General features: G+C 58.6%; 17 protein-coding genes. 9 read left to right on the top strand and 8 right to left on the bottom strand.

The window, feature by feature from the left end:
- Positions 1–88 precede the first annotated feature (88 nt).
- Both glgA and ACWJKU_RS13350 read left to right on the top strand, forming a co-directional pair.
- The gene (glgA, locus tag ACWJKU_RS13345) at positions 89–1,963 is read left to right on the top strand and encodes a glycogen synthase GlgA (RefSeq protein WP_454142862.1); all 1,875 of its coding nucleotides are present in this window, start codon (positions 89–91) and stop codon (positions 1,961–1,963) included.
- Between the two features lie 234 nt (positions 1,964–2,197).
- Positions 2,198–3,330 (top strand): IS630 family transposase gene (locus tag ACWJKU_RS13350; protein WP_454148086.1). Its coding sequence is split into 2 segments (ribosomal slippage): positions 2,198–2,630 and positions 2,630–3,330, totalling 1,134 coding nucleotides; the frame shifts between segments, so codons are not numbered across the junction.
- 89 nt (positions 3,331–3,419) lie between these two features.
- On the opposite strand, the gene argA is transcribed toward ACWJKU_RS13350, so the two are convergent.
- The 8 genes from argA to ACWJKU_RS13390 form a co-directional block, all read right to left on the bottom strand.
- Positions 3,420–4,760, bottom strand: a complete 1,341-nt coding sequence (gene argA, locus ACWJKU_RS13355; protein WP_454142864.1) for an amino-acid N-acetyltransferase — start codon at positions 4,758–4,760, stop codon at positions 3,420–3,422.
- 7 nt (positions 4,761–4,767) lie between these two features.
- On the bottom strand, positions 4,768–5,934 hold the full coding sequence (argE, locus tag ACWJKU_RS13360) for an acetylornithine deacetylase (RefSeq protein ID WP_454142866.1): 1,167 nt from the start codon (positions 5,932–5,934) through the stop codon (positions 4,768–4,770).
- A 4-nt stretch (positions 5,935–5,938) separates the two neighbouring features.
- Positions 5,939–7,636 (bottom strand): dihydroxy-acid dehydratase, encoded by a 1,698-nt coding sequence (gene ilvD / locus ACWJKU_RS13365; protein ID WP_454142868.1) that lies wholly within the window; start codon positions 7,634–7,636, stop codon positions 5,939–5,941.
- Between the two features lie 68 nt (positions 7,637–7,704).
- Positions 7,705–8,370 (bottom strand): TIGR04211 family SH3 domain-containing protein, encoded by a 666-nt coding sequence (locus tag ACWJKU_RS13370; RefSeq protein ID WP_454142870.1) that lies wholly within the window; start codon positions 8,368–8,370, stop codon positions 7,705–7,707.
- 177 nt (positions 8,371–8,547) lie between these two features.
- Complete coding sequence (prsT, locus tag ACWJKU_RS13375; protein ID WP_454142872.1) at positions 8,548–11,304, bottom strand: XrtA/PEP-CTERM system TPR-repeat protein PrsT; 2,757 nt, start codon at positions 11,302–11,304, stop codon at positions 8,548–8,550.
- Positions 11,305–11,320: 16 nt separating this feature from the next.
- Entirely contained in the window at positions 11,321–12,673 is a 1,353-nt protein-coding gene (gene prsR, locus ACWJKU_RS13380) for a PEP-CTERM-box response regulator transcription factor (RefSeq protein ID WP_454142874.1), read from the bottom strand.
- Entirely contained in the window at positions 12,670–14,775 is a 2,106-nt protein-coding gene (gene prsK, locus ACWJKU_RS13385) for an XrtA/PEP-CTERM system histidine kinase PrsK (protein WP_454142876.1), read from the bottom strand. Before prsK ends, prsR begins: the two co-directional genes overlap by 4 nt.
- 79 nt (positions 14,776–14,854) lie before the next feature.
- A complete protein-coding gene (locus ACWJKU_RS13390; protein WP_454142878.1) occupies positions 14,855–16,249 on the bottom strand; it encodes a TIGR03013 family XrtA/PEP-CTERM system glycosyltransferase in 1,395 nt (464 codons plus the stop codon).
- 1,045 nt (positions 16,250–17,294) lie between these two features.
- On the opposite strand from ACWJKU_RS13390, the gene tviB reads away from it, so the two are divergent.
- The 7 genes from tviB to phoU all read left to right on the top strand — a co-directional run bounded on the left by tviB (position 17,295) and on the right by phoU (position 24,562).
- Positions 17,295–18,575: a Vi polysaccharide biosynthesis UDP-N-acetylglucosamine C-6 dehydrogenase TviB gene (tviB, locus tag ACWJKU_RS13395; protein WP_454142880.1), complete on the top strand. Its 1,281-nt coding sequence runs from the start codon at positions 17,295–17,297 to the stop codon at positions 18,573–18,575.
- 18 nt (positions 18,576–18,593) lie between these two features.
- Complete coding sequence (locus ACWJKU_RS13400; protein WP_454142882.1) at positions 18,594–19,604, top strand: NAD-dependent epimerase; 1,011 nt, start codon at positions 18,594–18,596, stop codon at positions 19,602–19,604.
- A 164-nt stretch (positions 19,605–19,768) separates the two neighbouring features.
- Complete coding sequence (gene mobB / locus ACWJKU_RS13405) at positions 19,769–20,308, top strand: molybdopterin-guanine dinucleotide biosynthesis protein B (protein WP_454142884.1); 540 nt, start codon at positions 19,769–19,771, stop codon at positions 20,306–20,308.
- Entirely contained in the window at positions 20,295–21,542 is a 1,248-nt protein-coding gene (gene moeA, locus ACWJKU_RS13410) for a molybdopterin molybdotransferase MoeA (RefSeq protein WP_454142886.1), read from the top strand. The genes mobB and moeA overlap by 14 nt, the downstream gene beginning before the upstream one ends.
- 70 nt (positions 21,543–21,612) lie before the next feature.
- Positions 21,613–22,611: a UDP-glucose 4-epimerase GalE gene (gene galE, locus ACWJKU_RS13415; RefSeq protein WP_454142888.1), complete on the top strand. Its 999-nt coding sequence runs from the start codon at positions 21,613–21,615 to the stop codon at positions 22,609–22,611.
- Positions 22,612–22,633: 22 nt separating this feature from the next.
- Positions 22,634–23,704 carry a 23S rRNA (cytidine(2498)-2'-O)-methyltransferase RlmM gene (gene rlmM, locus ACWJKU_RS13420; protein ID WP_454148141.1) on the top strand — a complete coding sequence of 357 codons (1,071 nt, stop codon included), beginning with the start codon at positions 22,634–22,636 and terminating at the stop codon, positions 23,702–23,704.
- A gap of 129 nt (positions 23,705–23,833) precedes the next feature.
- On the top strand, positions 23,834–24,562 hold the full coding sequence (gene phoU, locus ACWJKU_RS13425; protein WP_454142890.1) for a phosphate signaling complex protein PhoU: 729 nt from the start codon (positions 23,834–23,836) through the stop codon (positions 24,560–24,562).
- The last annotated feature ends 125 nt before the right edge of the window (positions 24,563–24,687 follow it).

Genomic DNA, 24,687 nt, shown 5'->3' on the forward strand with positions numbered 1-24,687 from the left:
CGGATGCAACTTCATGACCCGCAAGACCTCGCATCGAGATACGAAAATAAACGCTCCCGAATCTCAAAAAGGAAACCCCGGAACAGCCATGAAGAAAACAGCGACGAAGGAAGAATCCCGCAGCAAAGCCGCTCGATCGAAAGCCGCGGATGCAGGCGTCTCGTCCGAGACTTCGCTGGATCACGCGACGCCCCTCATAACTCCCGAGAAACCGTCCGATCGCGCCTCGAGAGAAGAGGCCGCTCCCTCCTTCGCGGCAACCGCGGCGCCGGAGCAGGCGTCGTCACGGGATTTGGAGAAATCGCCGGACATTGCAGTTCCGGCCTCCGATATATCTTCGACTCCAGAACCGGCCGCCGCGCCGGAGCCCTCGCCGCAAGATTCGCAACCCTCTGAAAAACCGGAGGAATCCCCCGAACCGGAATCCGAACCGCCCGCGCCGGTTCAAACCGAATCCGTCGCCCGGCACCCTGTCTCGACCGTCCCGCCGATGTTCATCGTTCAGATCACGCCCGAACTCGCGCCCGTCGCCAAAGTCGGCGGCCTCGCCGATGTCGTGTTCGGACTCAGCAATGAACTCGAGATCCGCGGCAATCACGTCGAAATCATCCTGCCCAAATATGACTGCCTGCGTTACGACCACATCTGGGGCCTGTGCGAAACCTACAAAGACTTGTGGGTTCCATGGTACGGCGGCGCCATTCACTGCACCGTCTATTTCGGATTCGTGCACGGCCGCAAGTGCTTCTTCATCGAGCCGCATTCCAGCGACAATTTCTTCAACCGCGGCTGCATTTATGGCTTCAACGACGACGTTCTGCGCTTCGCCTTCTTCACGCGGGCAGCCATGGAGTTCCTCTGGAAATCCGGCAAGAATCCAGATGTCATCCATTGCCACGACTGGCAGACGGCGCTGGCGCCGGTGTTTCTGTTCGAGATCTACAAATTCCTCGGCATGACGCACCCGCGAGTATGCTTTACGATCCACAATTTCAAGCACCAGGGGGTCACCGGCGCCCAGCTACTCCAAGCGACCGGACTCAACCGGCCCGAATACTATTTCCATTACGACCGGCTGCGGGACAATTTCAATCCGCATGCGCTAAACCTCATGAAAGCCGGCGTGGTCTATTCCAATTTCGTCACGACCGTTTCGCCGCGCCACGCCAGCGAAGCCAAGGACCAGGGCCAGGGCTTCGGCCTGGAGCCGACGCTGCACATCCACCACGTGAAATACGGCGGCGTCGTCAACGGCATCGATTACAACGTGTGGAATCCGGAAATCGACTGCCATATCCCGCACCGCTACGGTGTCGACAATATCGAGGAAAAATACAAGAACAAAAAGGCGCTGCGGGATCGCCTGATGATCGCCGACAACGAAAAACCCATCGTCGCCTTCGTCGGCCGGCTGGACCCTCAGAAAGGACTGGAACTCATCCGCCACGCCATCTTTTATACGCTGCACCGGCGCGGCCAGTTCGTGCTGCTCGGATCGAGCCCCGACGGACAGATCAACAGCTATTTCTGGAGCCTGAAACACCAGTTGAACGACAACCCCGATTGCCACATCGAGATCGGCTTCAACGAGGAACTGTCGCACCTCATCTACGCCGGCGCCGACATGATCCTGGTGCCCAGCCAGTTCGAACCCTGCGGCCTGACCCAACTGATCGCCATGCGCTACGGCACGGTGCCGGTGGTGCGGGAGGTCGGCGGCCTGGCCGACACGGTGTTCGACAAGGATTATTCGTACAAGCCGCTGCACGAGCGCAACGGCTATGTGTTCAAGGATTACGACTACAGCGGACTGGAATCGGCGCTGGGACGAGCGTTGAGCTGCTATTACGACTACCCCGAGCACTTCCGGGAACTGATGAAAAACGCCATGCGTTACGATTTCTCATGGAAGAATCCGGGGCAGGACTACCTCAATATCTACGACTACATCCGCGAGAAATAGAGCGGTTGCCGGATGGGTTTGCGGACCGTGGAAGCGGGCTTTAGAGCGTTTTCATCTCACGTTGACGGCATTCCGCGCGGAACGCTGGTGTCGTTGGCGTGGGGAGATGGGCGACTGAAGTCGCCTCTACATCCGGATTGAAAACGCTCTAGTGCAGTATCACCCGTCCTCTGGCGAGTCTAATGGAGCATGCTTTAGATGAGCATGGCGAGGCTGAGCGGCCGGGAGGATCGGATGGCCAAGAAGTACCGGGTGACGTTGACAGACGAGGAGCGGGGCGAATTGGAAGGACTGATTGGCAAAGGTAAGGCGGATGCCCGCAAGTTGGCCCACGCGCGGGTTTTGCTTCAAGTGGACGAATCAGCAGGGGGCCCCGGCCGCATCGATACCGACGTGGCCTCGGCCTTGAATCTGAGTCTCCGCACGATCGAGCGGGTGCGGCAACGGTTCGTGGAAGAGGGCTTGGCCGCCGCGTTGTTGCCGAGGCCGAGCCCGCGCGTGTACCCACGGGCGCTGGACGGGGCTCAGGAGGCGCACCTGATCGCCCTGGCCTGTTCGGCCCCGCCCGAAGGCAAGCCGCGCTGGACTTTGCGGCTGTTGGCCGAGCGGATGGTCGAACTCGATTATGTCGACGCCGTCTCCTATGAGACGGTCCGGCGCGTGCTTAAAAAAACGAACTCAAGCCGCCTCTTCGGAAGATGTGGGTGATTCCGCCGAAGGCCTCGGCCGAGTTTGTCGCGGCCATGGAGGATGTCCTGGAGGTTTATCAGCGGCCGTACCAGGCCGAGCGACCGGTGGTCTGTTTGGACGAGACCTTCACTCAACTGATCGGCGAGGTGCGGGAACCGCTGCCGGGGGCGCCGGGCCGGGTGGAACGCTACGACAGCGTCTATGTCCGCCACGGAGTAGCGAGCGTGTTCCTGGTCTTCGAGCCGCTGGCCGGGTGGCGCGAAGTCCAGGTGACCGACGGCCGGACCCGAAAGGACTTTGCCCACGTCGTGCGCGACCTGGTCGAGGGGCGGTACCGGGACGCCGAGAAGGTGGTGCTGGTGATGGATCAGCTCAACACCCACTCGACGGCGAGCTTGTATGAGGCCTTTCCCCCGGACGAGGCGCGGCAGTTGGCCGAGCGGCTGGAAATTCACCACACGCCGAAGCACGGCAGTTGGCTGGACATGGCCGAAATTGAACTGAGCGCCCTGGCCCGCGACCTCCCGGAGCGGGTCGGCGAGCGGGCCGATCTGGTCCGGCACGTCGCCGCTTGGACCCAGCGCCGCAACCAAGTCCAGGTGACAGCGAACTGGCAGTTCACCACCGCCGACGCCCGGATCAAACTCCGCAAGCTCTACCCGACAATTGAGGGCTGACAGAGTACTAGCTCGCGATAATCGCTCGATCGCGGGCTAAAGCCGGCTCCTACACAAGGCTCGCGCCGCAAAACCGGGACATGATCGACTCAAGATCGTGAAGGCTTGAGCAGCTTGATCAACACCTTGGAAGCGCGCCGGGGGTTATAAGACGCCCGCCGCGTCTCGGGCAGATCGGCGGTGCTTGCGGGCTCGAAGCCGCGTTCCCGGAACCAGTGCGCCGTTTGGGTGGTGAGCGCGAACAGCCGCTCCATGTGCAAAGAGCGGGCTTTCGCTTCCAGATGTTCGAGCAGGCGTTCGCCGCGTTTTTCGCCACGGTAGTCGTTATGAAGCGCAAGGCAGGCCAATTCCCCTATCCGCTCTTCAGGAAACGCATGCAAGGCGGCGCAGCCGATAATCAGACCGTCCCGCTCGATCACCACGAAATCGTCGATATCGGTTTCAAGCCGCTCGCGGGAACGCGGTACCAGAACGCCGGCTTGTTCGAGCGGCGCGATAAGGTCGAGCACCCCCGCGACATCCTGAACCTTGGCCGGACGCATGGTTTCGAAGGGCGTTTTGCTGACCAGCGTTCCGATACCGTCTCGAGTAAACAATTCGAGCAGCACGGCACCGTCGATGTGACGGTCGAGCAGATGCGCGCGCTGCACGCCTTCGCGACATGCCTTGACCGCCGCTTTGAGATGCGGAATCACTTCGCGGTTGCTCAAGGCGTCTTCGTTCTTCAGCAAATCCTCGGCCTCGCCGGTCGTAAGCTGCCGAATCAGTTTGCCGTCGGCGCCGGAGATACAGTCTTGCTCGGTCAACAACAGCAGCTTGTCGGCTCCGAGAGCGATGGCGGCCGAAGTGGCCACCTGTTCGGCATTGAGATTGAACACCTCGCCGGTGGGCGAATAACCGATCGCGGAAAGGAGCACGATATCGCCCCGGTCCAATGCTCCGCGAATCCCGTCGACGTCGATGCGCCTGACCTCCCCGGTGTGCTGGAAATCCACGCCATCGCGGACGCCCACCGGCTTGGCCGCGACGAAATTACCCGAAGCCACCCGGATGCGCACCCCGGCCATCGGCGAATTGGCGAGACCTTGCGACAGCAAGGCTTCGATTTCCACCCGAACGGTTCCCGCAGCTTCCTTCACGCATTCGAGCGCCGTCTTGTCGGTGATGCGGAGTCCCTGATGATAATGTGCCTCGACCCCACGGCATTTCAGGCGCGCGTCGATTTGCGGGCGGATGCCGTGCACCAGGACCAGGCGCACGCCCAAGCCGTTGAGCATCGCGAAATCGTGAATCGCGTTCGGAAACCCGCCGTCGGCGACGGCCTCCCCGCCGAACGACACGACGAAAGTTTTGCCTCTATGGGCGTGAATGTAGGGCGAAGAATCGCGAAACCAACGGACGAAGCTTTCAGGGGAAGTCGACAGGGGCATTTTTCGGTCAGGCCGTGGGCCGGATGCAAAACCGTTCGATCAACCGGGCCAGGATTTCGGTTCCCGAGCGGATATGTTCGAGCGGCAGAAACTCGTCGGGTTGATGAGCCTGTTCGATATGCCCCGGCCCCATGACGACGGTCTGTAGCCCGAGCCGTTTCAGAAACGGCGCCTCGGTGCCGAATGCGACGGCGCCCGATCCGCAGCCGCTCAACTCTTCGCAGCAGCGGACGATTTCCGCGCCGGCCGCGCTCTCGAACGGCGGCAATCCCTCGAACATGCGGCGGATTTCGAGAGAAAGTCCACTCGCTTCGGCCAGCACGGGCTCGAGCCGCCTGACCAGCTTGTCGTGCAAATCTTCGAGCTCCATTCCGGGCAACGGGCGGATGTCGATCTGGGTTTCGCAGTGCGCGCAAATGCGGTTGGGATTGTCTCCGCCGTGGATCGAACCGAGATTCAGCGTCGGATAATCCACTTTGAACGCGGGATTGCGGTACCGCGCCCTGAGTTCATCGCGGAAAGCCAGGAGCTCCGACAGTACGGCGTGCATGCCCTCGATCGCGCTCGCTCCCAGGGACGGATCGCTCGAATGTCCGGCCTTTCCTCTCACCACGATGGATTCCAGCATGACGCCCTTGTGCATGCGGATCGGCTTGAGTCCGGTGGGCTCGCCGATGACGGCGTAGCGCCCGAGCTTCGACTTGTCGGCCACCAGGGATTTCGCCCCGGACATCGAGCTTTCTTCGTCGGCGGTGGCAAGAATCACCAGGGGATGCCGCAGGTCCTTGGCTTCGAAGCGGTTTGCCGCCTCCAGCGCCAGCGCGAAGAAGGATTTCATGTCGGCGCTGCCGAGGCCATAGATACGGCCGTCTTTCTCCACGGCCTTGAAAGGATCCGAAGACCATGATTCGGGATCGCAAGGCACCGTATCGGTGTGGCCCGACAGCACCAGGCCCGTGGGATCCTCGCGGCTGCCCAGCGTCGCGATCAGATTGGCTTTGCCGTCTCCGACGGCGCGGATGTCGACCGCAAAGCCCAATCCGCCCAACCATTCCGCCAAAAGATGAATGACCGGCAGATTGCTCTGGTCATGACGCGGATCGGTGCAACTGATCGAAGGGCGCTCGATGAGCGCCCCGATCATTTCGAGCGTTTCCGGGATCGCCCGACGCACGGCCCTAGATGTCCTCCAGATTCATGTCGGTCACCGCGCCCAGGGAAGCGGACGATACCAGCTTCGCGTACTTGGCGAGCACGCCTTTGGTGTAACGCGGCTTGGGCTGGCGCCACGAAGCGAGTCGCGAGCGGATTTCATCCTCGCCGAGGTGCAAGGTGATTTCGCGCTTCTCGGCATCGATGGTGATGGTGTCGCCGTTCCGAACGATCGCCAGAGGACCGCCCGCGTATGCCTCGGGGGTAATGTGACCGACGACGAAACCGTGAGTGCCGCCGGAAAACCGCCCGTCGGTGATCAGCGCCACATCCTTGGCCAAGCCCTTGCCCATGACGGCCGAGGTGGGCGAAAGCATTTCGCGCATGCCGGGACCGCCCTTGGGTCCTTCGTAGCGGATGACGATCACGTCGCCCTTCTGGACCGTACCGTCCAGAATCGCCTTCAGCGCCAATTCTTCGCAATCGAATACCCGCGCCTGCCCGGTGAAGGAAAGCCCTTCCTTGCCGGTAATCTTGGCGACGGCGCCCTCGGGCGCGAGGTTGCCTTTCAGAACCACCAGATGGCTGTCCTTTTTGATCGGGTTGTCGAGGGGACGTATCATGTCCTGTCCGTCGGGATACGGCCGCACATCGGCCAGGTTCTCGGCGAGCGTCTTGCCGGTCACGGTGAGGCAGTCGCCGTGCAGAAGGCCCGCGTCCAACAACATCTTCATCAAAGGTAGGATGCCGCCGATCTCGATCAGTTCCGCCATGGCGTAGCGTCCGCTCGGCTTGAGATCGGCCAGCATCGGCACTCGCTTGCCGATGCGGGTGAAATCGTCGAGTGTCAGATCGACGCCGCAGGCATTGGCCATCGCCAAGAGATGCAACACGGCGTTGGTGGACCCTCCGAGAGCGATGACCACGGTGATGGCGTTCTCGAACGCCGGTTTGGTCATGATGTCGCGCGGGCGAATGCCGAGTTCCAGGAGTTTCAGAACCTGCTGACCGGCCCTGGCGCAATCCGATTGCTTGTCCGGCGAAACGGCCGCCTGGGCGGAACTGCCGGGCAGGCTCATGCCCAGCGCCTCGATGGCGGACGCCATGGTGTTGGCGGTGTACATGCCGCCGCACGAACCTGCGCCGGGAATGGCCTTGGCTTCGATCTGCTTCAACTGCGCGTCGTCGATCTTGTCGTTGGCGCGGGCGCCGACCGCTTCGAACACGGACACGATATCCAGTTTCTTTTCGCCGAGACAGCCGGGCAGAATGGTGCCGCCGTAGACGAATACGGCAGGACGATTGAGACGCGCCAGCGCAACCAGGCAACCCGGCATATTCTTGTCGCAGCCGCCTATGGCGACGACACCGTCGAAACCTTGGCAACCCACGACCGTCTCGATGGAATCCGCAATGACTTCTCGCGACACCAGCGAATACTTCATGCCCTCGGTGCCCATCGAGATGCCGTCCGAAATGGTGATGGTGTTGAAGATCACGGCCTTGCCGCCGTTTTGATCCACGCCGCGGGCCGCGTCGTCCGCCAGGCGATCGATGTGCATGTTGCAGGGCGTCACCATGCTCCAGGTGGACGCGATGCCGATCTGGGGTTTCTCGAAATCGCCATCGGTAAAACCGACCGCATGCAGCATCGCGCGGCTCGGCGCCCGTTCCATACCGTCGACAACCTGGGATGAAAAGGAACGGGTTTCTTTATCGCTCATCAATAATCTCCGAAAAGAGGATTCAGCCGATTCACGGCTTGTCGGGAAGGAAACAAAAAACTAGCGGCTTAGAACGAGCCCCAACGGCTTCTCTTGCGCCAGGACAGGCGCGGCAGAACCACGCCGAGCACGATGCCTCCGAAAAGCACGCCGGCGCCGATCATAAACCAATCCTGACGGTGATCTCCGTCCAAAGCCTGCTTCTCCCGGCGAAGGGTATCCAGTTCCCGCTCGAGATTGATGACGCGCTCCCGCAACGAGTCGCGTTCGGCCTGGATTTGAAGAACATTGGCGGAAGCCTGGCGGACCGCCGCCAGCTCGGTATTCAGACGGGCGGTCTCGGTTTGAAGTTGCTGAGCGGTTTTATCGGTGCTTTGTTTGCCCGATGTCACTGCAGCCAGATCGCTTTTCAGCCGTTTGTTTTCTTCCAGCGCCGCATCGAGCTTTTTGGTCATGTCGTCGAGCTGGTTGAGAGCAATCGGCTCTTGGGACAGGTATCGGCTGAGCATCCATCCTTCCTCGCCGCTCCCCAACCGCACGAAGGAATAACCCGATTGGGGATTCTGCTCGATGACGCTCACCTCCGTGCCCGAGGGCACCATTTTGACGATTTTGTGCTGCAAGCTCTGCCCGGTGCGCATTTGGACTTCCAGCCTGTCGGTGACATAGGCTTTCTGCGCGGCAGCGGCTATAACAGGCGCGCAAAGAGCGAGCATGAAGAGAGTTTTTTTCAACGTATCTTTTCGCATTGACTAAGTCGCTTTCACATTCTACCAACAATCAGGAGCAGGATTAATTCCGCGTCATGACCGGAATCCGGCCGAATTCAACCTGTTTCTCGACCGCCGCAAACCACTCCCGAGGCCGGGAGATGCGCCTTCTTTTTTTACTTTTAGTCCTTGCTTGATGCATTACAGCTTCTTTAGCAGCGCTTCGGCTTTATCGCGTTCGGCAAAACTCGCCTTTTCCTTGAGCAGGCGCTCCACCTCCTTGCGCGCTTCGTCCTTTCGCCCCAACTTGGCCAAAGCCTCGGCCAAGTGAATGCGAATCTGCGCCACGTGAGGCGCGTGCACAGCTGCATCCTGCAACAAGTTCAATCCTTTTTCCGGCTTTCCGTTCTGTATGAAAATCCAACCGACCGTATCCATGATCTCAGGGCGGTTCTCGGATGCCTGAAGCAATTTTTCGGCCAAAGGCAGCGCCTTATCGCTCCCCAACTCTTGATACAACCAGGCCAAATTGTTTTGAATCAGCGTATTGTCCGGCGCCAGGCTCTGGGCTTTCTCGTAAGCGCTCAGAGCTTCCTGGGATCTGCCGGCTTCCTGATGCGCCACGGCCAGCAAGGTCCACGCATCGACATCGTTTTTGGACGATTGCAGCCACTGATTCAAGCCGTCGAAAGCAGCCTGGTCCTGCCCCAATGCGCGACGCGTCTGAAATAAACGCCGCGCCAAAATCGAGCTCGGAGCGGCCTGGAACGCTTTTTCATAAGCCGCGCGCGCTTCCCCGAACTGTTTTTGGGAAAACTGCACATCGCCTTCCAACTGAAAGCCCATCGGCGATTTCGGGTGCTTGGCCTTGATGTCCTCCGCTATTTTCAGCACCGTGCCGTATTTTTTATCCTGAAGGTTCAACTCGGCCTGGGCCAAAAGCGCGGGCAAATAGTCTGGGGCTTGTTTCAGAGCGCTGTCCCATTCGGCTCTGGCCGCCTGCTTGTCGCCCATCTTATAAAGGATCTGAGCGAGCTGATGGCGATACTCCGGATTGTTGGGAACCTTGCTCACCAATTTCTTGAATGTGGCGACGGCGCTCGCCTCCTGGCCGTTGGCGAACTGGGCCAGACCCAAGCTCTGCTGCGCCAGCGGCTGGCCGGGATTGTTGATCTCGGCGTCGCGGGCAACCTCCAGCGCCTGGAGAGGCTTGCCCGTCGCCAAGAAGTATCGGGACAGCATCAAAGATGGCTGCAACGCCTTGGGATTTTTTTCGCGCGCGTCCTTCAGATATTGCTCCATTTTCGGATAATCCTTGCGCAGTTCGGCAACCTGAGCGAGACCGAGATGTGCCGCCAGGTTTTTCGGATCATGCCGAAGAATCTGCTCGTAATGCCGGACCGCCGCATCGGGGTTGTCACGGCTGAGTTCAAGCTTGGCCAAATTGAGCGCGGCGGTCGCATAATCGGGCTTGAGTTTCAGAGCCGCCGACCAGTGTTCGCGCGCTTTCTCCGTATCCCCTTTGGACATATAGGCAGCGCCGAGCAAATTCTCGGGCATGGGATCGCCCGGCATCCTGCTCTTCATTTTCTGGGCCGTCTCGATCGCCTCGTCCGGTTTTTTCTGATGGATCAGGGCGAGGATCAGCATCACGTCCGCTTGCAGCAGATTCTGATCCAGATCGACGGCGGATTTGAGGTCGTCCACCGCCTGCTCCATGCGTCCGGACGCTATGCGCCCCAAAGCCAACTGCGCCCTGACCGAGGCTTCCTTGGGCGCGAGTTCGGAGGCCCGGCTCAAATATTCCGTGCCCGCATCGTATTGCTTGTCCTGAAGATAAGCGCTGCCCAGGAGAGCGAGAAACTGAGGGTCGCCGGACGCCTGATCTTCGACCGTCTTCAAGAGTTCGACGGCCTCACGGGCGCGCCCGAGCTTCATCCGTGTCGCGGCCAGCAGCTTGGCGGCGGGCAAATGCCCGGGAAAGGATCCGAGATATTGCGAAAGATTGTTTTCCGCCGACTCGTATTTTCCTTGTTGATAGGCGATCGTGCCCAACAGCAGCCGGCTGGGCAAATGATTCGGAAGAACGCCGGTCACCTTGACGAGCGCGTCTTCGGCTTCTTGAAGCTCTTTCTTCTGAAAGGCGATTACGGCATGGAGATAAAGCGCCAGCGGCACGTCTCCCGCCGCCTTGCGAACCTCATCCACATCTTTTTGCGCTTCCTGCGGCTTGTCCAAGCCGAGATAGGCCGCAGCCCGTCCGAGCCGGGCCCGCACATCAAACGACTGAACATCGAGCGCCTTGGTAAAGGCATCGACCGCACCCTGCAAATCGCCATCCGATCGCTTGGTTTCTCCCAAAACAATCCAGGCATTCACGTTTTTGGGGTCTTTGGCGGCCGCCTGATCGGCGTATTCGATCGCTTTCTTGTACTGCTTCTGCTGCGCTTCCAGCATGGCGAGGCCCAACAAGGCATCGCTCGCCGCGGCATCGAGCTTCAAGGCCGCGGCGAAGCTTTCCTTCGCCTGCTCCGGCTCTTTCAGGGCAATTTGGGCCAATCCGCGAATACCGTAGACTTGAGCGCGGACCGCGCCGGCCAAATCATCTCCCGGCACGATCTGCTCCAGAATGGCTCTTGGCTTGTCCTGCAATAGATAGGCTCGCGCCAGGGGCATGATCCATTTTTCCTTCGGCGCGCCCAAATCCCGTGCTTTTTCCAGCTCCTTGGCCGCCGCCGGACCATCGCCGAGCTTCAGGTAAGACTCGCCGATCAACATGCGCGCTTCGGAATTTTCCGGCTCGCTCTGAAGCAGGTTTTTCAACTGAATGACCGCGGCCTTGATCTCACCCTTTCGGATGTAATCTCGAGCCTGCCCGAGCAGATTTTCGTCGGCTCCCGATTGGCCCTGGCCGAAAATCGACACCCATAAGATCAACGCTTGGAGCAAACGAACCATGTTAATTTCTCCTAAATTAAATTTTGAGGTTGAATTTACTCAAAAGGGCATAAAGCGTCGGACGCGTTATTTCGAGGATTTCGGCCGCCTTGGTGACGTTTTCGCCGGCTTCGCTCAGCGCGGCGCAGATGGCTTGGCGCTCGGCCATATCCCGTGCTTCCCGCAAACTCCATAACCGGCGTTTGAATTCCCCCGGCGCAAGCTCCAGGTCCTTGGCGTCGATCAGAGGCCCCGAGGCCATCACCACGGCTCTTTTAACCTTGTGCTCCAACTCTCGCACGTTGCCCGGCCAGTGATAGGCTTCCATGGCGGCCAGGGCTCCGTCGCTGAAACCGAGGAGGTTCGCTCGGCGCATTTGTTGCGCAAACTTGTCCAGGAAAGCGCGCGCCAAAACCGCTATGTCTCCGGTCCTTTCCCGAAGCGGCGGAATGTTGATGATCATTTCGTTGATGCGGAAATAGAGATCCTCCCTGAATTTTCCCTCGCCGATCAGTTTCGAGAGATTCTGGTGGGTGGCGCAAATCAAGCGCACATCGACTTTGATCGGCTGCCGCCCTCCGATCCGCTCGATGACCCGCTCCTGCAGGACGCGCAGCAGCTTCGGCTGCAGCGAGAGCGGAATATCGCCGATCTCGTCGAGAAAGAAGGTTCCGCCATCGGCCAATTCGAATTTGCCTTTGGTTTGCTGGGTCGCGCCGGTATACGCGCCTTTCTCGAAACCGAACAGTTCGCTTTCCAGCAAACTATCCGGAATGGCTGCCGCATTGACGGCGATAAAGGGCTTTTTCGCACGCGGGCTCAAAGCATGCAGCGCGCGCGCGAGCACCTCCTTGCCGGTGCCGCTTTCGCCCAGCAGCAGCACGGTGATGTCGGTCGGCGCCAAGCGCTCGACCATGCGGCAGACTTCATGCATTTCCGGGCTGGCGCCGATGATGCCTTCCAGGGGATTGGTGATGTGCATCCGCTGGAACTGTCGGTTCTCTTCCTCCAGTCCGTAAAGGCGGAATGCCCGATCCACCACGAAAGAGAGGGTTTCCGGATCGATCGGCTTTTGATAGAAGTCGTAAGCGCCGAGCCCGATGGATTTGACCGGGTTGATTTGATCGTCGTTACCGGTAATGACGATCACCTTGGTGGCCGGCGCGATGGACAGAATATCGTTAAGCGTCGCAAAGCCCTGGCTCACGCCGCCGGGATCCGGCGGCAACCCGAGGTCGAGCGTAACCACCGCCGGCTGATTACGCTTGACCGCCGCGATGGCGGATTCCCGATCGTCCGCCACCACGACTTTGTATTGCTCGAAACTCCAGCGAAGTTGGCTTTGTAGCCCGGGGTCGTCTTCGACGATCAGCAACGTTTGACCGCTCAAGCGGAATTCACCTCGTTTAAGGCAAGTTCTTCGGATTTAGAAACGATAGGAATCGAGAAGCTGAACAGAGTGCGTGCGCCCGGTTCGCTTCTCACGCTGAGTTCCCCTCCCAGGGAACGTATGTATTCGCGGCTCTCGTATGCCCCGATGCCCATTCCGGTTACCCCCTTCGTCGTTTCAAAAGGCTTGAACAAGCGAGTACGGATAAACTCCTCGTCCATGCCTTGTCCGTTGTCCTCGATATCGACTGTAGCATGACTGTTGCCTTCGGCTCTCATTCGAACGGTCACCCGACCGTTTTTGCCGGCGGCGTCCTGGGCGTTTTGGATGATATGCTCGAAGGAAGATGCCAGACGGTCGCGATTGGCCCTAACCAGCACCGACCGCCTAAACATATCACACGAGGGGACCGGAGCCTGCACCTTTCGCGACTCTACGACTTCAATGAGAAGTTCTCCCAGATCGATCATCTTCTCCGATTGCGCGGAGCCCGAGTTTTTCAATTGGGACATCAGTCGGCTCATCTTCCCGACCGCATGATCGACCGTCTTGATGGCATCTCGCATAAACTCGGGATTGCTGTGATGGCGCTCTGCGTTGCGCACTACCAAGCTTAGTTGCGCGATAAGGTTTTTCAAATCGTGAATGACGAAGGCGGAAAGCCGGTTGAAGCCCTCGAACTGCCGAGCTTCGGCCAAGGCCCGGCCGGCATCTTCGAGCGCCAGATAGCTTGCGGCTAAACGGCCGAAGGTCTTCAAGAGATCGATGACCTCCCAGTTCCAATGGATGGCCGTGCGCGGCCGGCTCAACAGTACCAGCCCCGACAACTGGCGTTTCCGCTGAAACAAGGGTACCAGCAGCCATGCGTCCGAGTGGGGTTCGAGCCATGAAGGCCGGTCGATCCCGCGATAAATCTCCGGTATCGCCGCCATTTCGGGCAGATTGACTATCCATTCTTTATCTTCCATGTAACGAATCACCGCGTCGTTCCGATCGATCAGGGAAACGCCGATATCGGGATCGCCGAAGCTTGCGCGCCAGACGAAATGCCCGTTCGATTCACGCCCCCAAAGCACGCCGCTCGGGCTCTCTACCGCCTGGCTCAAAGCCACGATCACGCGCTCTTCGAGCAAAAGACCGGAGTCGGTATCCGAAAGCGTCGCGATGATCCGCAGCCATTCCTCCCGATAATCATAGGCATGGTTAAAGAAATGCTTGCTCAAAAAGACGCGCATGTGAGCCCGCATCTGCCCCGAGAAAAGCAGCAAGGCGAGCAATAAAAACGCTCCGACCAAAAAGATGATTTGAGCGACGGCGCCCCATTCCCCTCCGTATATCTTGATGTAATAGCCGGCGGTAGCCATGAGCAGCAAGTAAACGCCGGCCCCGAGAAGAGTGGCCGAATGGAACACCACCTGGCGCGATACGAACACATCCACCGACCACTGCGGGTTACGGGCCGCCGAAACGACCAAGAGGGGGGACAACAGAGCGAACACCGCGCCGCGCGCCGCCCAAAGATCCGAATTGATGCGCTGGAACAGCAAAGCATCCGAGTAAAGATAGAAATCGTAGGCGAACATCCCGCCTAGGGCGAAACAGATGAACTTGATCCGCCACAGAAGGTCGGCACGGATATTGCGAAAATACTGTTCGATCAGAACCAATCCGATCAGGGCCAGGCCAACATGACCGAAAAACTGGAATGAGGGCCGGAAAACATCGGGATACGATCGTTCCAGCAAGGCCGAAATCCAGACATAAACCAGTTGGGCGCCGGCTGTCGCGTGAATGCCCCGGCCGATGATTTTGGACATTATTGAATTCGAGCCGGCGCAGCTCCCTTCAATAGGCTTGAACAGCTTGCCGAAGAACAGCAGCCAGACGTAAGTCTGGACGATTTCGGCCGACCAGATGAACGCCGCGGGGAAAATCCGGTAAATCTCCTGCACGGACAAAATGGCGGACCAAGCGGCGGTCGCGAATGACGCGAGAACCAGCCAACGGCCCATCTCGTTGCCGCGCCAACTGATCAGCAGCAGCGCGCTCAAAAAGAGATAGGCCAAAAAACCTGCCAGATAGCTGACGGCACCGACAGTCATGCGCTCTCTGCGTTAAATGAAAAATGCTCCGCCCATCTGTGCTGCCGGGATATCCGGGAACGAAATGCCAAGTCGACGCTTAACGGGCTCCCTTGCCCCAGATAACCACTTCAATGGTCTGCAACATGATGAGAAAGTCGAGAAAAAGACTGTAATTCTTGACGTAGTACAAATCGTATTGCAGCTTCTCGATGGCATCCTGATAATTCGATCCATACGGGTAACACAACTGCGCCCAGCCGGTAATGCCGGGTTTCACCCGATGGCGCTCCGAATAGTACGGAATGGTTTCCGCGAACTTTTCCACGAATTCGGGCCGCTCCGGACGAGGTCCGACGAAACTCATCTCGCCCGTCAAAACGTTAAACAGCTGCGGCAGTTCATCGATGCGCGTCTTCCGGATAAACCGGCCCACCCGGGTCACGCGATCGTCGTTTCGGGTCGCCCATCGCGCCCTGCCGTCTTTTTCGGCGTCGACGCGCATGCTTCGGAACTTTATCACTTTGAACAACCGCCAGTTTTTACCGACGCGCACCTGGCGGTAAAACACCGGCGCACGCCAGCCGCTTTCGACCACGATCGCCAAAGCGGTCAGCACCATGATGGGCCAGCTTACGGCGAGCAAGGCAAGGCTCGCCAAAATATCGAACGCGCGTTTCGAAAGCTGCTGAAGACCGCTGTAACGAAATCCGTCGGAAAAAACCAGCCAACTGGGATGCAGGCAATCGACCCGAATCAGGCCGGCCTCGCGCTCAAAAAAATGCAAAAGGTCCACCACTTCCAGGCCATCCATCTTGCAGTCCAAGATCTCGTCTACGGCAAGCCCTCCCCGGCGGTCGTCCGGGGCCACCACAATTTCGTCGATATCGTGCGCAGTGGCGAACTCGTTGAGAGATGCATCCAAAACACGTAGGCGGCGCGGATCGATCCGACAGGAATCTCCGCCCATTTGCACGAAGCCGATGACGCGAAAGCTCGGATTGGTTGCTTTGCTTTCGAACTCTTGAATCATGTTTGCGTTATAACCGGAGCCCAAAACCAGCACTCGCCGCCTAAGCTCCTGCCGATCCACGAACTTCAGAAACAGAAATCGCGAAAACAACGTCAACGTCAAGGCGGATAGCAAGGCATAGCCGAATACGCCCCGTCCGACAAAAATCGTCGGAATGACATAGAAGACCAAGCCCATCAAGATGGCGCCGAGCACGAAACTCGCCAATATGCGAAGCAGCAGCCCCGCATCGCCCCCGTTCTGCGCCCGTTGATAGAGCCCCATTCCCGTAGTGCTTGCCAGCATGAACACGCAGAAAGTGGCGGACGGATCGGCCAAATTGATGGTCGATAAGCTGTCCTGAAAATTGGGAAAAAACCGCAAAACCGCCCCCATATAAAAGGCGGAGAAAAAAATGCCGCAGTCCAGCAAAAAGATAATTAGATAAACGCTTGAAATATAATGGCGAAAAACGCGAATCATAAATCTTGCCGACCCTCGATCAGATAAATTTACCGCCAGAGTGTATGAGTCCTTCTCGTTCCGGCATGGCTATGAAATGAGAATCGGCCGAATGGGTTTTAAAGAAACGAATCGTGTTGTAGTCATATCAAGGAATTCTCGGGACTGCGATTGCGCCTCATAGCGGCGCCGATTTTGCGTAACTAAGGTCGAGTAAACAGTTTTTATGATCGCCGCAGGCCTATATCCCGCGTTTGCCCCCTTAGAACGAGCGCACCCGAAGCCCGTCCGCGCCGCTTCCGCCGCGATGTCAAAACCGACGAGTCGGAATCAGAAAACGCCTTATCTCGAGGTGGATCGCCCAGAAACCCAAACGGCCATTATTAGTAATTTCTTGTTTTCTTGAAGATCCCGGCTTGATATGAGGTCGGGATCATGACCCTATTAGTATTAATCTTTTGCCGGGCGCATAGAATACGCTACACACAGCCCCCTTGTCTGGCAAAATCTCCGACGGAAGACAGGGTATCGTCAAAGGCATTCCGCGCCATGAGTTTTCGAAGCTTCGATCAATAGGTACAAGCTTCCCAGAGCGCGCAGCCGAATCGACGGTTCAAGACGATTTTTTACAAAAAGCGCATCCCGATTTCGGCTTTTCATGTCAGGATTCAGGTTCTCGAAAACCTTCGCGCCATGCGAGCCCGCGCACCGAAAGAACCGCTCCTCTCGCGCTGAATGAACACCGCCAGTCCAGGATATCGCGCCGGGCAGTCAAATCCCCGATATTCCGGATGCACGGGCATCCGCGCCGACACCCGCACAACCCGCGATGCGCACGGCATCGCGCCGGACGAGGAAGAGCTTTCCGCTTCAAGTGCCTTCATTTAGAATTAAGCCGAGGTTGGGGCATCCGTAGCGCAGACCGCCGAACCCCGACAGATCGAGAAATACTGACCGGGCGAGGGACCGAATGCGTGTTTTCATAGCCTAATCGCTTTTACAAAACCCCCAAGAATATCGTCTAAGCTTTCGCTGAATTTCTAAGATTCTTCACTCATTTGGAGGCATGATGCGCTCGCTCGCTGAAACAAAGATCGGCATAATCGGACTGGGCTATGTAGGACTTCCGCTCGCGGTGGAATTCGGCAAGCACTTCGATACCATAGGTCTGGATATCAACGCCCGGCGCATCGCGGAATTGAAAGACGGACTCGACCGCTCGCTCGAAGTCGACGCCGACGAACTCGCCAGCGTGAAGCGCCTGAGCTACACCGCGAATCCCGCCGATCTCGCGGGCTGCAACGTGTATATCGTTACCGTGCCGACCCCCATAGACGAGCACAAACGCCCCGATCTGACGCCTCTGGAAAAAGCCAGCGAAACCGTAGGCCGGATCTTGTCGAGAGGCGACATCGTCATTTACGAATCCACGGTTTATCCGGGCGCAACCGAGGAAGTCTGCGTGCCGATTCTGGAAGCTCGATCGGGATTGGTCTTCAACCGGGATTTTTACTGCGGCTACAGCCCCGAGCGCATCAATCCCGGAGACAAGGAACACCGCGTCACTACCATCAAGAAAGTCACGTCGGGTTCAACTCCGGACGTCGCCGATTTCGTCGACGAGCTCTACCGCAAAATCATCACGGCCGGCACTCACAAAGCCAGCAGCATCAAGGTCGCCGAAGCGGCAAAAGTGATCGAGAACACCCAGAGAGACGTCAACATCGCGCTCATCAACGAACTGGCGATCCTATTCAACAAGCTGGGATTGAACACCTTGGAAGTTCTGGAAGCCGCCGGGAGCAAATGGAACTTCCTGCCGTTTCGTCCGGGCCTCGTCGGCGGCCACTGCATCGGCGTCGACCCGTACTATCTCACCCACAAGGCGCAGGAACTCGGCCATCACCCCGAGATCATCCTGGCGGGCCGCCGAATCAACGACGGCATGGGCGAGTACGTCGCCAGCCGCGTGGTCAAGCTCATGACCCAGAAACGTCTTCAAGTCTGTGAGGGAAACATCCTCATCCTGGGATTGACTTTCAAGGAAAATTGCCCGGACATCCGGAACACGCGGGTGACGGACATCATCAAAGAACTCGAGAGCTACAATGCACGGGTCGATGTTTACGATCCGTGGGCCAACCCCGCGGAAGTCCACGAGGAATACGGTATCGAGCTTCTTCGGGAACTTCCCGCCGCGAAGTATGACGCCATCGTCATCGCAGTCGCCCACCGGGAATTCAAAGCGATGGGCGCGCAAGCCATCCGCGCATTGGCAAAACCCGACGGAATCCTGTTCGATGTCAAATATGCGTTGCCGCGGAATGCCGTGGATGACCACCTATAACCTACAGGGACATAGTCAATGAAAGTCTTGGTCACAGGCACGGCGGGGTTTATCGGCGCCGCATTGGCGCAGGTGCTGCTTGCGCGTGGAGACGAGGTCGTCGGTATCGACAACGTCAATGATTACTACGACGTCGGCCTGAAGGAAGCGCGCCTGGCCCGACTGAAGAACCAGCCCGGCTTCACGGAAATCCGCATTGCCCTGGAAGACCGCAAGCGTCTGAATCAGGCGTTCGCGGACCACCGGCCGCAGCGCGTCGTCAATCTCGCCGCTCAGGCCGGGGTGAGATACTCGCTGACGCACCCCCATGCTTACATCGACGCGAATCTGGTGGGTTTCTGCAATATATTGGAGGCGTGCCGGCATCATCGAATCGAGCACCTGGTTTACGCCTCTTCCAGTTCCGTTTACGGCGCCAATACCGCCATGCCGTTTTCGATCCATCACAACGTCGACCACCCGGTGAGCCTGTACGCAGCCACGAAGAAAGCAAACGAACTCATGGCGCACACCTACAGTCACCTTTACGGCCTGCCGACGACCGGATTGCGCTTCTTCACCGTATACGGTCCCTGGGGCCGCCCGGACATGGCCCTGTTCCTGTTTACCCGGAACATTCTGGCCGGCAAGCCGATAGACGTCTTCAATTTCGGACATCATCGCCGCGACTTCACCTATATCGACGACATCGTGGAAGGCGTGGTCAGGGTTCTCGACAACGTCGCGGCGCCCAACCCGGATTGGAACGGCGACCGCCCGGATCCCGGCACCAGCAAGGCGCCGTACCGTCTTTACAACATCGGCAATCACCAGCCCGTCGAACTCATGCGCTTCATCGAGGTTCTGGAAGAATGCCTGGGCAAAAAAGCGGAAAAAAACCTCCTCCCCATGCAGAGCGGCGACGTGCCCGATACCTACGCGGACGTGGACGATCTCATTCGCGATGTCGGCTATCGGCCGGCAACGCCCATAGAATCCGGAATCGCCAATTTCGTCAGGTGGTACAAAGATTATTACGGCGTTTCCTAGCCGGACGATCGGGAAAACCGATTCCGAGCCGCTTTTTCCAAACGAGACACTGACCGGAACGTGATGTTAGCGATGTCTGCACAGCCGACGAGCACCCGAAACGGGCGCCGATCCGGCCTTCCCCTCCCCCGCAAGCTGCCTGCGACTCCAAACGAAGCGGTCGAATGCTGAATATCCTCAATGCGCTGGTGCCGACACTGGGCTTTGCCGCTTTCAGCGGCACCGGCAAAACCACTCTCTTAAAGAAAGTCATCCCGCTGCTTCGATCGAACGGCCTCAACGTCGGGCTGATCAAGCACAGTCACCACAATTTCGAAATCGATCGCCCCGGCAAGGACAGCTACGAACTGCGCCAGGCCGGTGCGAGCCCCGTCATGCTGAGTTCGTCGCACCGCCGCGCCATCATCACGGAACACCGGATGATCCGAGAGCCGGTCTTGTCCGAGGAATTGGCCCATTTCGACCAGACCGGTCTGGATCTGATATTAGTGGAAGGATTTAAGAGCGAACGCTTCCCGAAAATCGAGCTGCACCGCCCCGCTCTCGGCAAGCCGCTATTGTTCCCCGGCGACGACACCATCATCGCGATTGCGACGGACGCCGAGCCGGCGGTTGCGCCCGGCATACCCAGACTGAATATCAACGACCCGGAGCAGATCGTCCGTTTCATTTGCCAGGAGTTTCTTCCCCATGCCCGCGCTTGATTGCTGCGCGGAAAAACAGTCGCGGCTTTTAAGCCTGGAAGACGCGCTGGATCGGATGCTCGAAACCATAACGCCGATACGGGAAACCGAACAGCTCCCGTTGAAACGAGCGCTCGGCCGCATCCTGGCGGAAGACATCCATTCAACGACGGATCTTCCGCCGTTTCGGAACTCGGCCATGGACGGTTATGCCGTTAGAACCGAAGATCTCGAAAAAACCTCCACGCTTCGCGTCGCCGGAACCGCTTGGGCAGGCCGGCCTTACCCGGCGCCGCTCTCGCCCGGAGAATGCGCACGGATTTTCACCGGCGCCGCGCTTCCAGAAAATGCCGATGCCGTGCTCATGCAAGAGCGCGCGCGGCGCCTGGGCGACCAAATTCAAATCGCCGAGAAGCCCAAGCCGGGCGAACACGTTCGGCCTCAAGGAGAGGAAATAAAAGCCGGGGACCGGCTTCTTTCCGAGGGGAAGCGACTCGGCCCCGCCGAACTGGGTCTCCTGGCTTCGATCGGCATGCCGGCGGTTACGGTCCGCCGCAAACTGCGCGTCGCATTTTTTTCCACCGGCGATGAACTCCGCGCCATAACGGAACCGCTTGCTTTCGGCGAAATTCACGACAGCAACCGTTACGTTCTGGACGCCTTGCTGGCCGCCCTCGATATCGAGACGATCGATATGGGCGTGATTCGAGACGACAAGGAAGCCATCCGAAGCGCCCTGCTGGAGGCATCGAGCCAAGCCGCGGCGGTCGTCACCTCCGGGGGCGCCTCGGTGGGGGACGCCGATTTCATCACCGAAGTGATGAGAGACATCGGCCATATCGATTTTTGGAAAATCGCCATCAAACCCGGCAAACCTTTCGCCTTCGGCCGCATCGATTCAAGCCTTTTTTTCGGCTTGCCGGGAAATCCGGTATCCATGATGGTCACGTTCCAACAACTGGCGCGCCCCGCCCTGCTGCGGCTGATGGGTGCGCCGCTCATAGAGCCCTTGCGCCTTCAGGCCGTTTGCACCAACCGCCTTCACAAGCGCCCAGGACGGTTGGAGTTCCAGCGCGGCGCTTATCGGCGCGCCCCGAACGGCGGTTACACCGTCGCCGGGCTGACCTGCCAAGGCTCCTCCCAGATGACATCCATGAGCTCGGCAAACTGCTTCATCGTCCTTCCCGCCCAAAGCACCGGAATCGAGGCCGGCCAAACGGTGGAGATAGAACCCTTTTTTCATAACCTGCACTGAGCATCGGATTCCGAGAAAAACGCGGTTCGCCGCCACCGACACGCACTGATCCGCCAACGAGGAGCATCATATGGAAAGAAAAAGCATTTTAGTCACCGGCGGTGCCGGCTATATCGGCAGCCACGTGGTCAAGCAACTGGGTGAAATGGGAGAACGCCTCGTAGTGCTCGACAATCTCTCCACCGGTTTCAAAGAAGCCGTGCTTTACGGCGATTTCGTCGAGGGCGATACGGGCGACACGGATTTGGTAGCTCGAATCCTGCGCGACTATAACGTGGAGGCGGTGCTTCACTTCGCCGCCCATACCATCGTTCCGGAATCCGTATCCGATCCGCTGAAATACTACGGCAACAATACCTGCAACACGCGCAATCTGCTGGAGTGCGCCCGCAATGCCGGCGTGAAGCATTTCATTTTCTCCTCGACCGCTGCCGTATACGGCATCCCCGATGAGCCCTATGCGTCCGAGTCGTCGCCGACGGCGCCGATCAATCCCTACGGCGCTTCGAAATTGATGAGTGAATGGATGCTGCGGGATCTCTCGGCCGCAACGGACATGACGCATGTCATCCTGCGTTACTTCAATGTGGCCGGTTCGGATCCGGAAGGGAAGATCGGCCAGTCGACCCGCCGCGCGACCTTGCTGATCAAGGTCGCGGCGGAAGCGGCCGTCGGCAAACGGGAAAAATTGTGTGTTTTCGGCGCCGATTATCCTACCGAGGACGGCACCGGAGTACGCGATTACATTCACGTCAGCGATCTCGCCGATGCCCATGTTCAAGCCTTGACCTATTTGCGCAACGGGGGCGACTCGGTCACGCTGAATTGTGGCTACGGGCACGGCTATAGCGTTCGAGAAGTCATCACCGCCGTAGATCGCGTAAACGGAAAACCGATAACGGTCGAAGAAATGCCGCGACGCCCCGGCGACCCGCCCCAACTGGTGGCGGCAGTCGGCAAAATCCACCAAGTGCTCGACTGGAAACCGCGTTATGACGACCTGTCGTTCATCGTGAAGACATCCCTAGACTGGGAGAAAAAGCTTCTCGAACACCCTTGGGGCCACTAGAAACCGCTTTGTATTGAACGCCATAAACACCGATCTCCCGGACCGGGTCTTACTCTACTGCCGCAGCGGATTCGAAAAAGAATGCGCCGCCGAAATTTCGGAACGAACCGGCGAACTCGGCGTATCCGGCTATGTCAAGGCGAAGCCCGACAGCGGCTTCGTGATATTCATACCGCACGACGCCGAGGCCCTTTCGCTGCCGGATAAAGGTTTGCGGTTCAAAAACCTCATTTTTGCGCGACAGTTGATTTTTGCCGCCGGCCCGCTCACCGAGCTTCCCGTAGCCGATCGCGTCCAGCCGCTGCTGCGGGCCGTTACCCGGCTGGGCAAGCGATTCTCCGAGGTTCTCCTGGAAACGGCGGATACCAACGAGGCAAAATCACTCGCCGCTTTCACCCGGAAATTTGCCGCGCCATTCGATCGCGCGCTCAAAGGCAGCGGGCTGCTGGGCGGCGCCCCGGCGCCCCGGCTGCACCTGTTTTTCCTCAGTTCAACGGCAGCCTATGTCGGAGTTTCGATACCCGGCAACTCATGCCCCTGGCCGATGGGCATTCCCCGCCTGAAATTCCCCCGAGGCGCACCGAGCCGGTCCACCCTCAAGCTGGAGGAAGCCTTTCTGACTTTCCTGGACGATCAGCCGAACAGCCTCGGCCCCGGCATAACCGCAGTCGACCTGGGCGCCGCCCCGGGAGGCTGGACCTGGCAATTGGCCAAACGCCATATCAAGGTCACCGCCGTCGACAACGGGAACCTCGATGCCGCTTTGCTGGACACGGGACTGGTGGAGCACTTGCGAGCGGACGCATTTCGATATCGTCCGGCCAAAGCCGTAGACTGGCTGGTCTGCGACGTGGTGGAGCAACCCGCCCGAATCGCCGCCCTGGTCGGCGAGTGGATCGCTCTGGGCCTGTGCCGAAGGGCGATCTTCAATCTGAAACTGCCGATGAACAAACGTTACGAAGAAGTCAAGCGCTGCCGCGGCATTATAGAAGCGCGACTAGGCGAAACGCTTGCCGATTGCTCGCTTGCTTTCAAGCAGCTCTACCACGATCGCGCCGAAATTACCGGTTACATTTCGCGGCACACTCGGTGAAAACCCGGTATTACCGCTTTCAGCGCGTACGGACGCGGATCGGACGGATCGAGCTTTCATGCGCCGGAATGAGTTGATAGAATGCCGAACGGCGGTTCTCCGAAGCAACAACCCCGATCACGCAGCACGATGACTAACTTTTCCGACACCGATAATTTGCATCAGCATATTTCCAAGCAGTATGACCATGAACTGCTGGACATCCGCAATCGGGTGCTTACCCTGGGCGGATTGGTCGAGGAACAGATCGAGTCGGCCGTGACGGCGCTGGTGAACAACGATGTGGAACTGGCCGAGCGCGTCATCACCGACGACTACAAGGTCAACTCCCTGGAAGTTTCCATCGACGAAGAGTGCACTCAAATCATCGCCCTCCGCCAACCCACCGCCCGCGACTTGCGGCTAGTGGTAGCGGTCATCAAAACCATCACCGATCTTGAACGGATCGGCGACGAGGCAAAGCGTATTGCCCGACTATCCATCGATCTCGCAAGTCATTATCCAAAGAAGAACCAGCTGACCGAAGTCGAGCAATTGGCAAAACACGTGCGCGGATTGCTTCGAGAGGCGCTGGATTCTTTCGCGCGCATGGACGTGGATGAAGCCTTGCGCGTCGTCCAGGAAGACAGGATGGTAGACCGGGAATACGAAAGCATCATGCGTCAGCAGATCACGTATATGATGGAAGACCCCCGAACCATCCCGGTATCGCTCGACATCATGTGGTCGGCCCGTTCGCTGGAACGCATCGGCGACCGCTCCTGCAACATTTGCGAATATGTCATTTATTACGCTAAAGGCAAAAACATCCGGCATATCAGCATCGAGCAAGTGGAAAAGGACTTGCGGGAAGCCTGATGCAGCCGTCTTGGGTTTCGCAAGGTTTTGGACTCCTTCCGTTATGGGAAATCGAGCTATCCAGGGTCGCCGTGGGATTTGCGAGCGTAAGCGTGTAATGCGCCATACCTGCCGGACACCCTCAA

Source organism: Methylocaldum sp. MU1018, assembly GCF_053646775.1.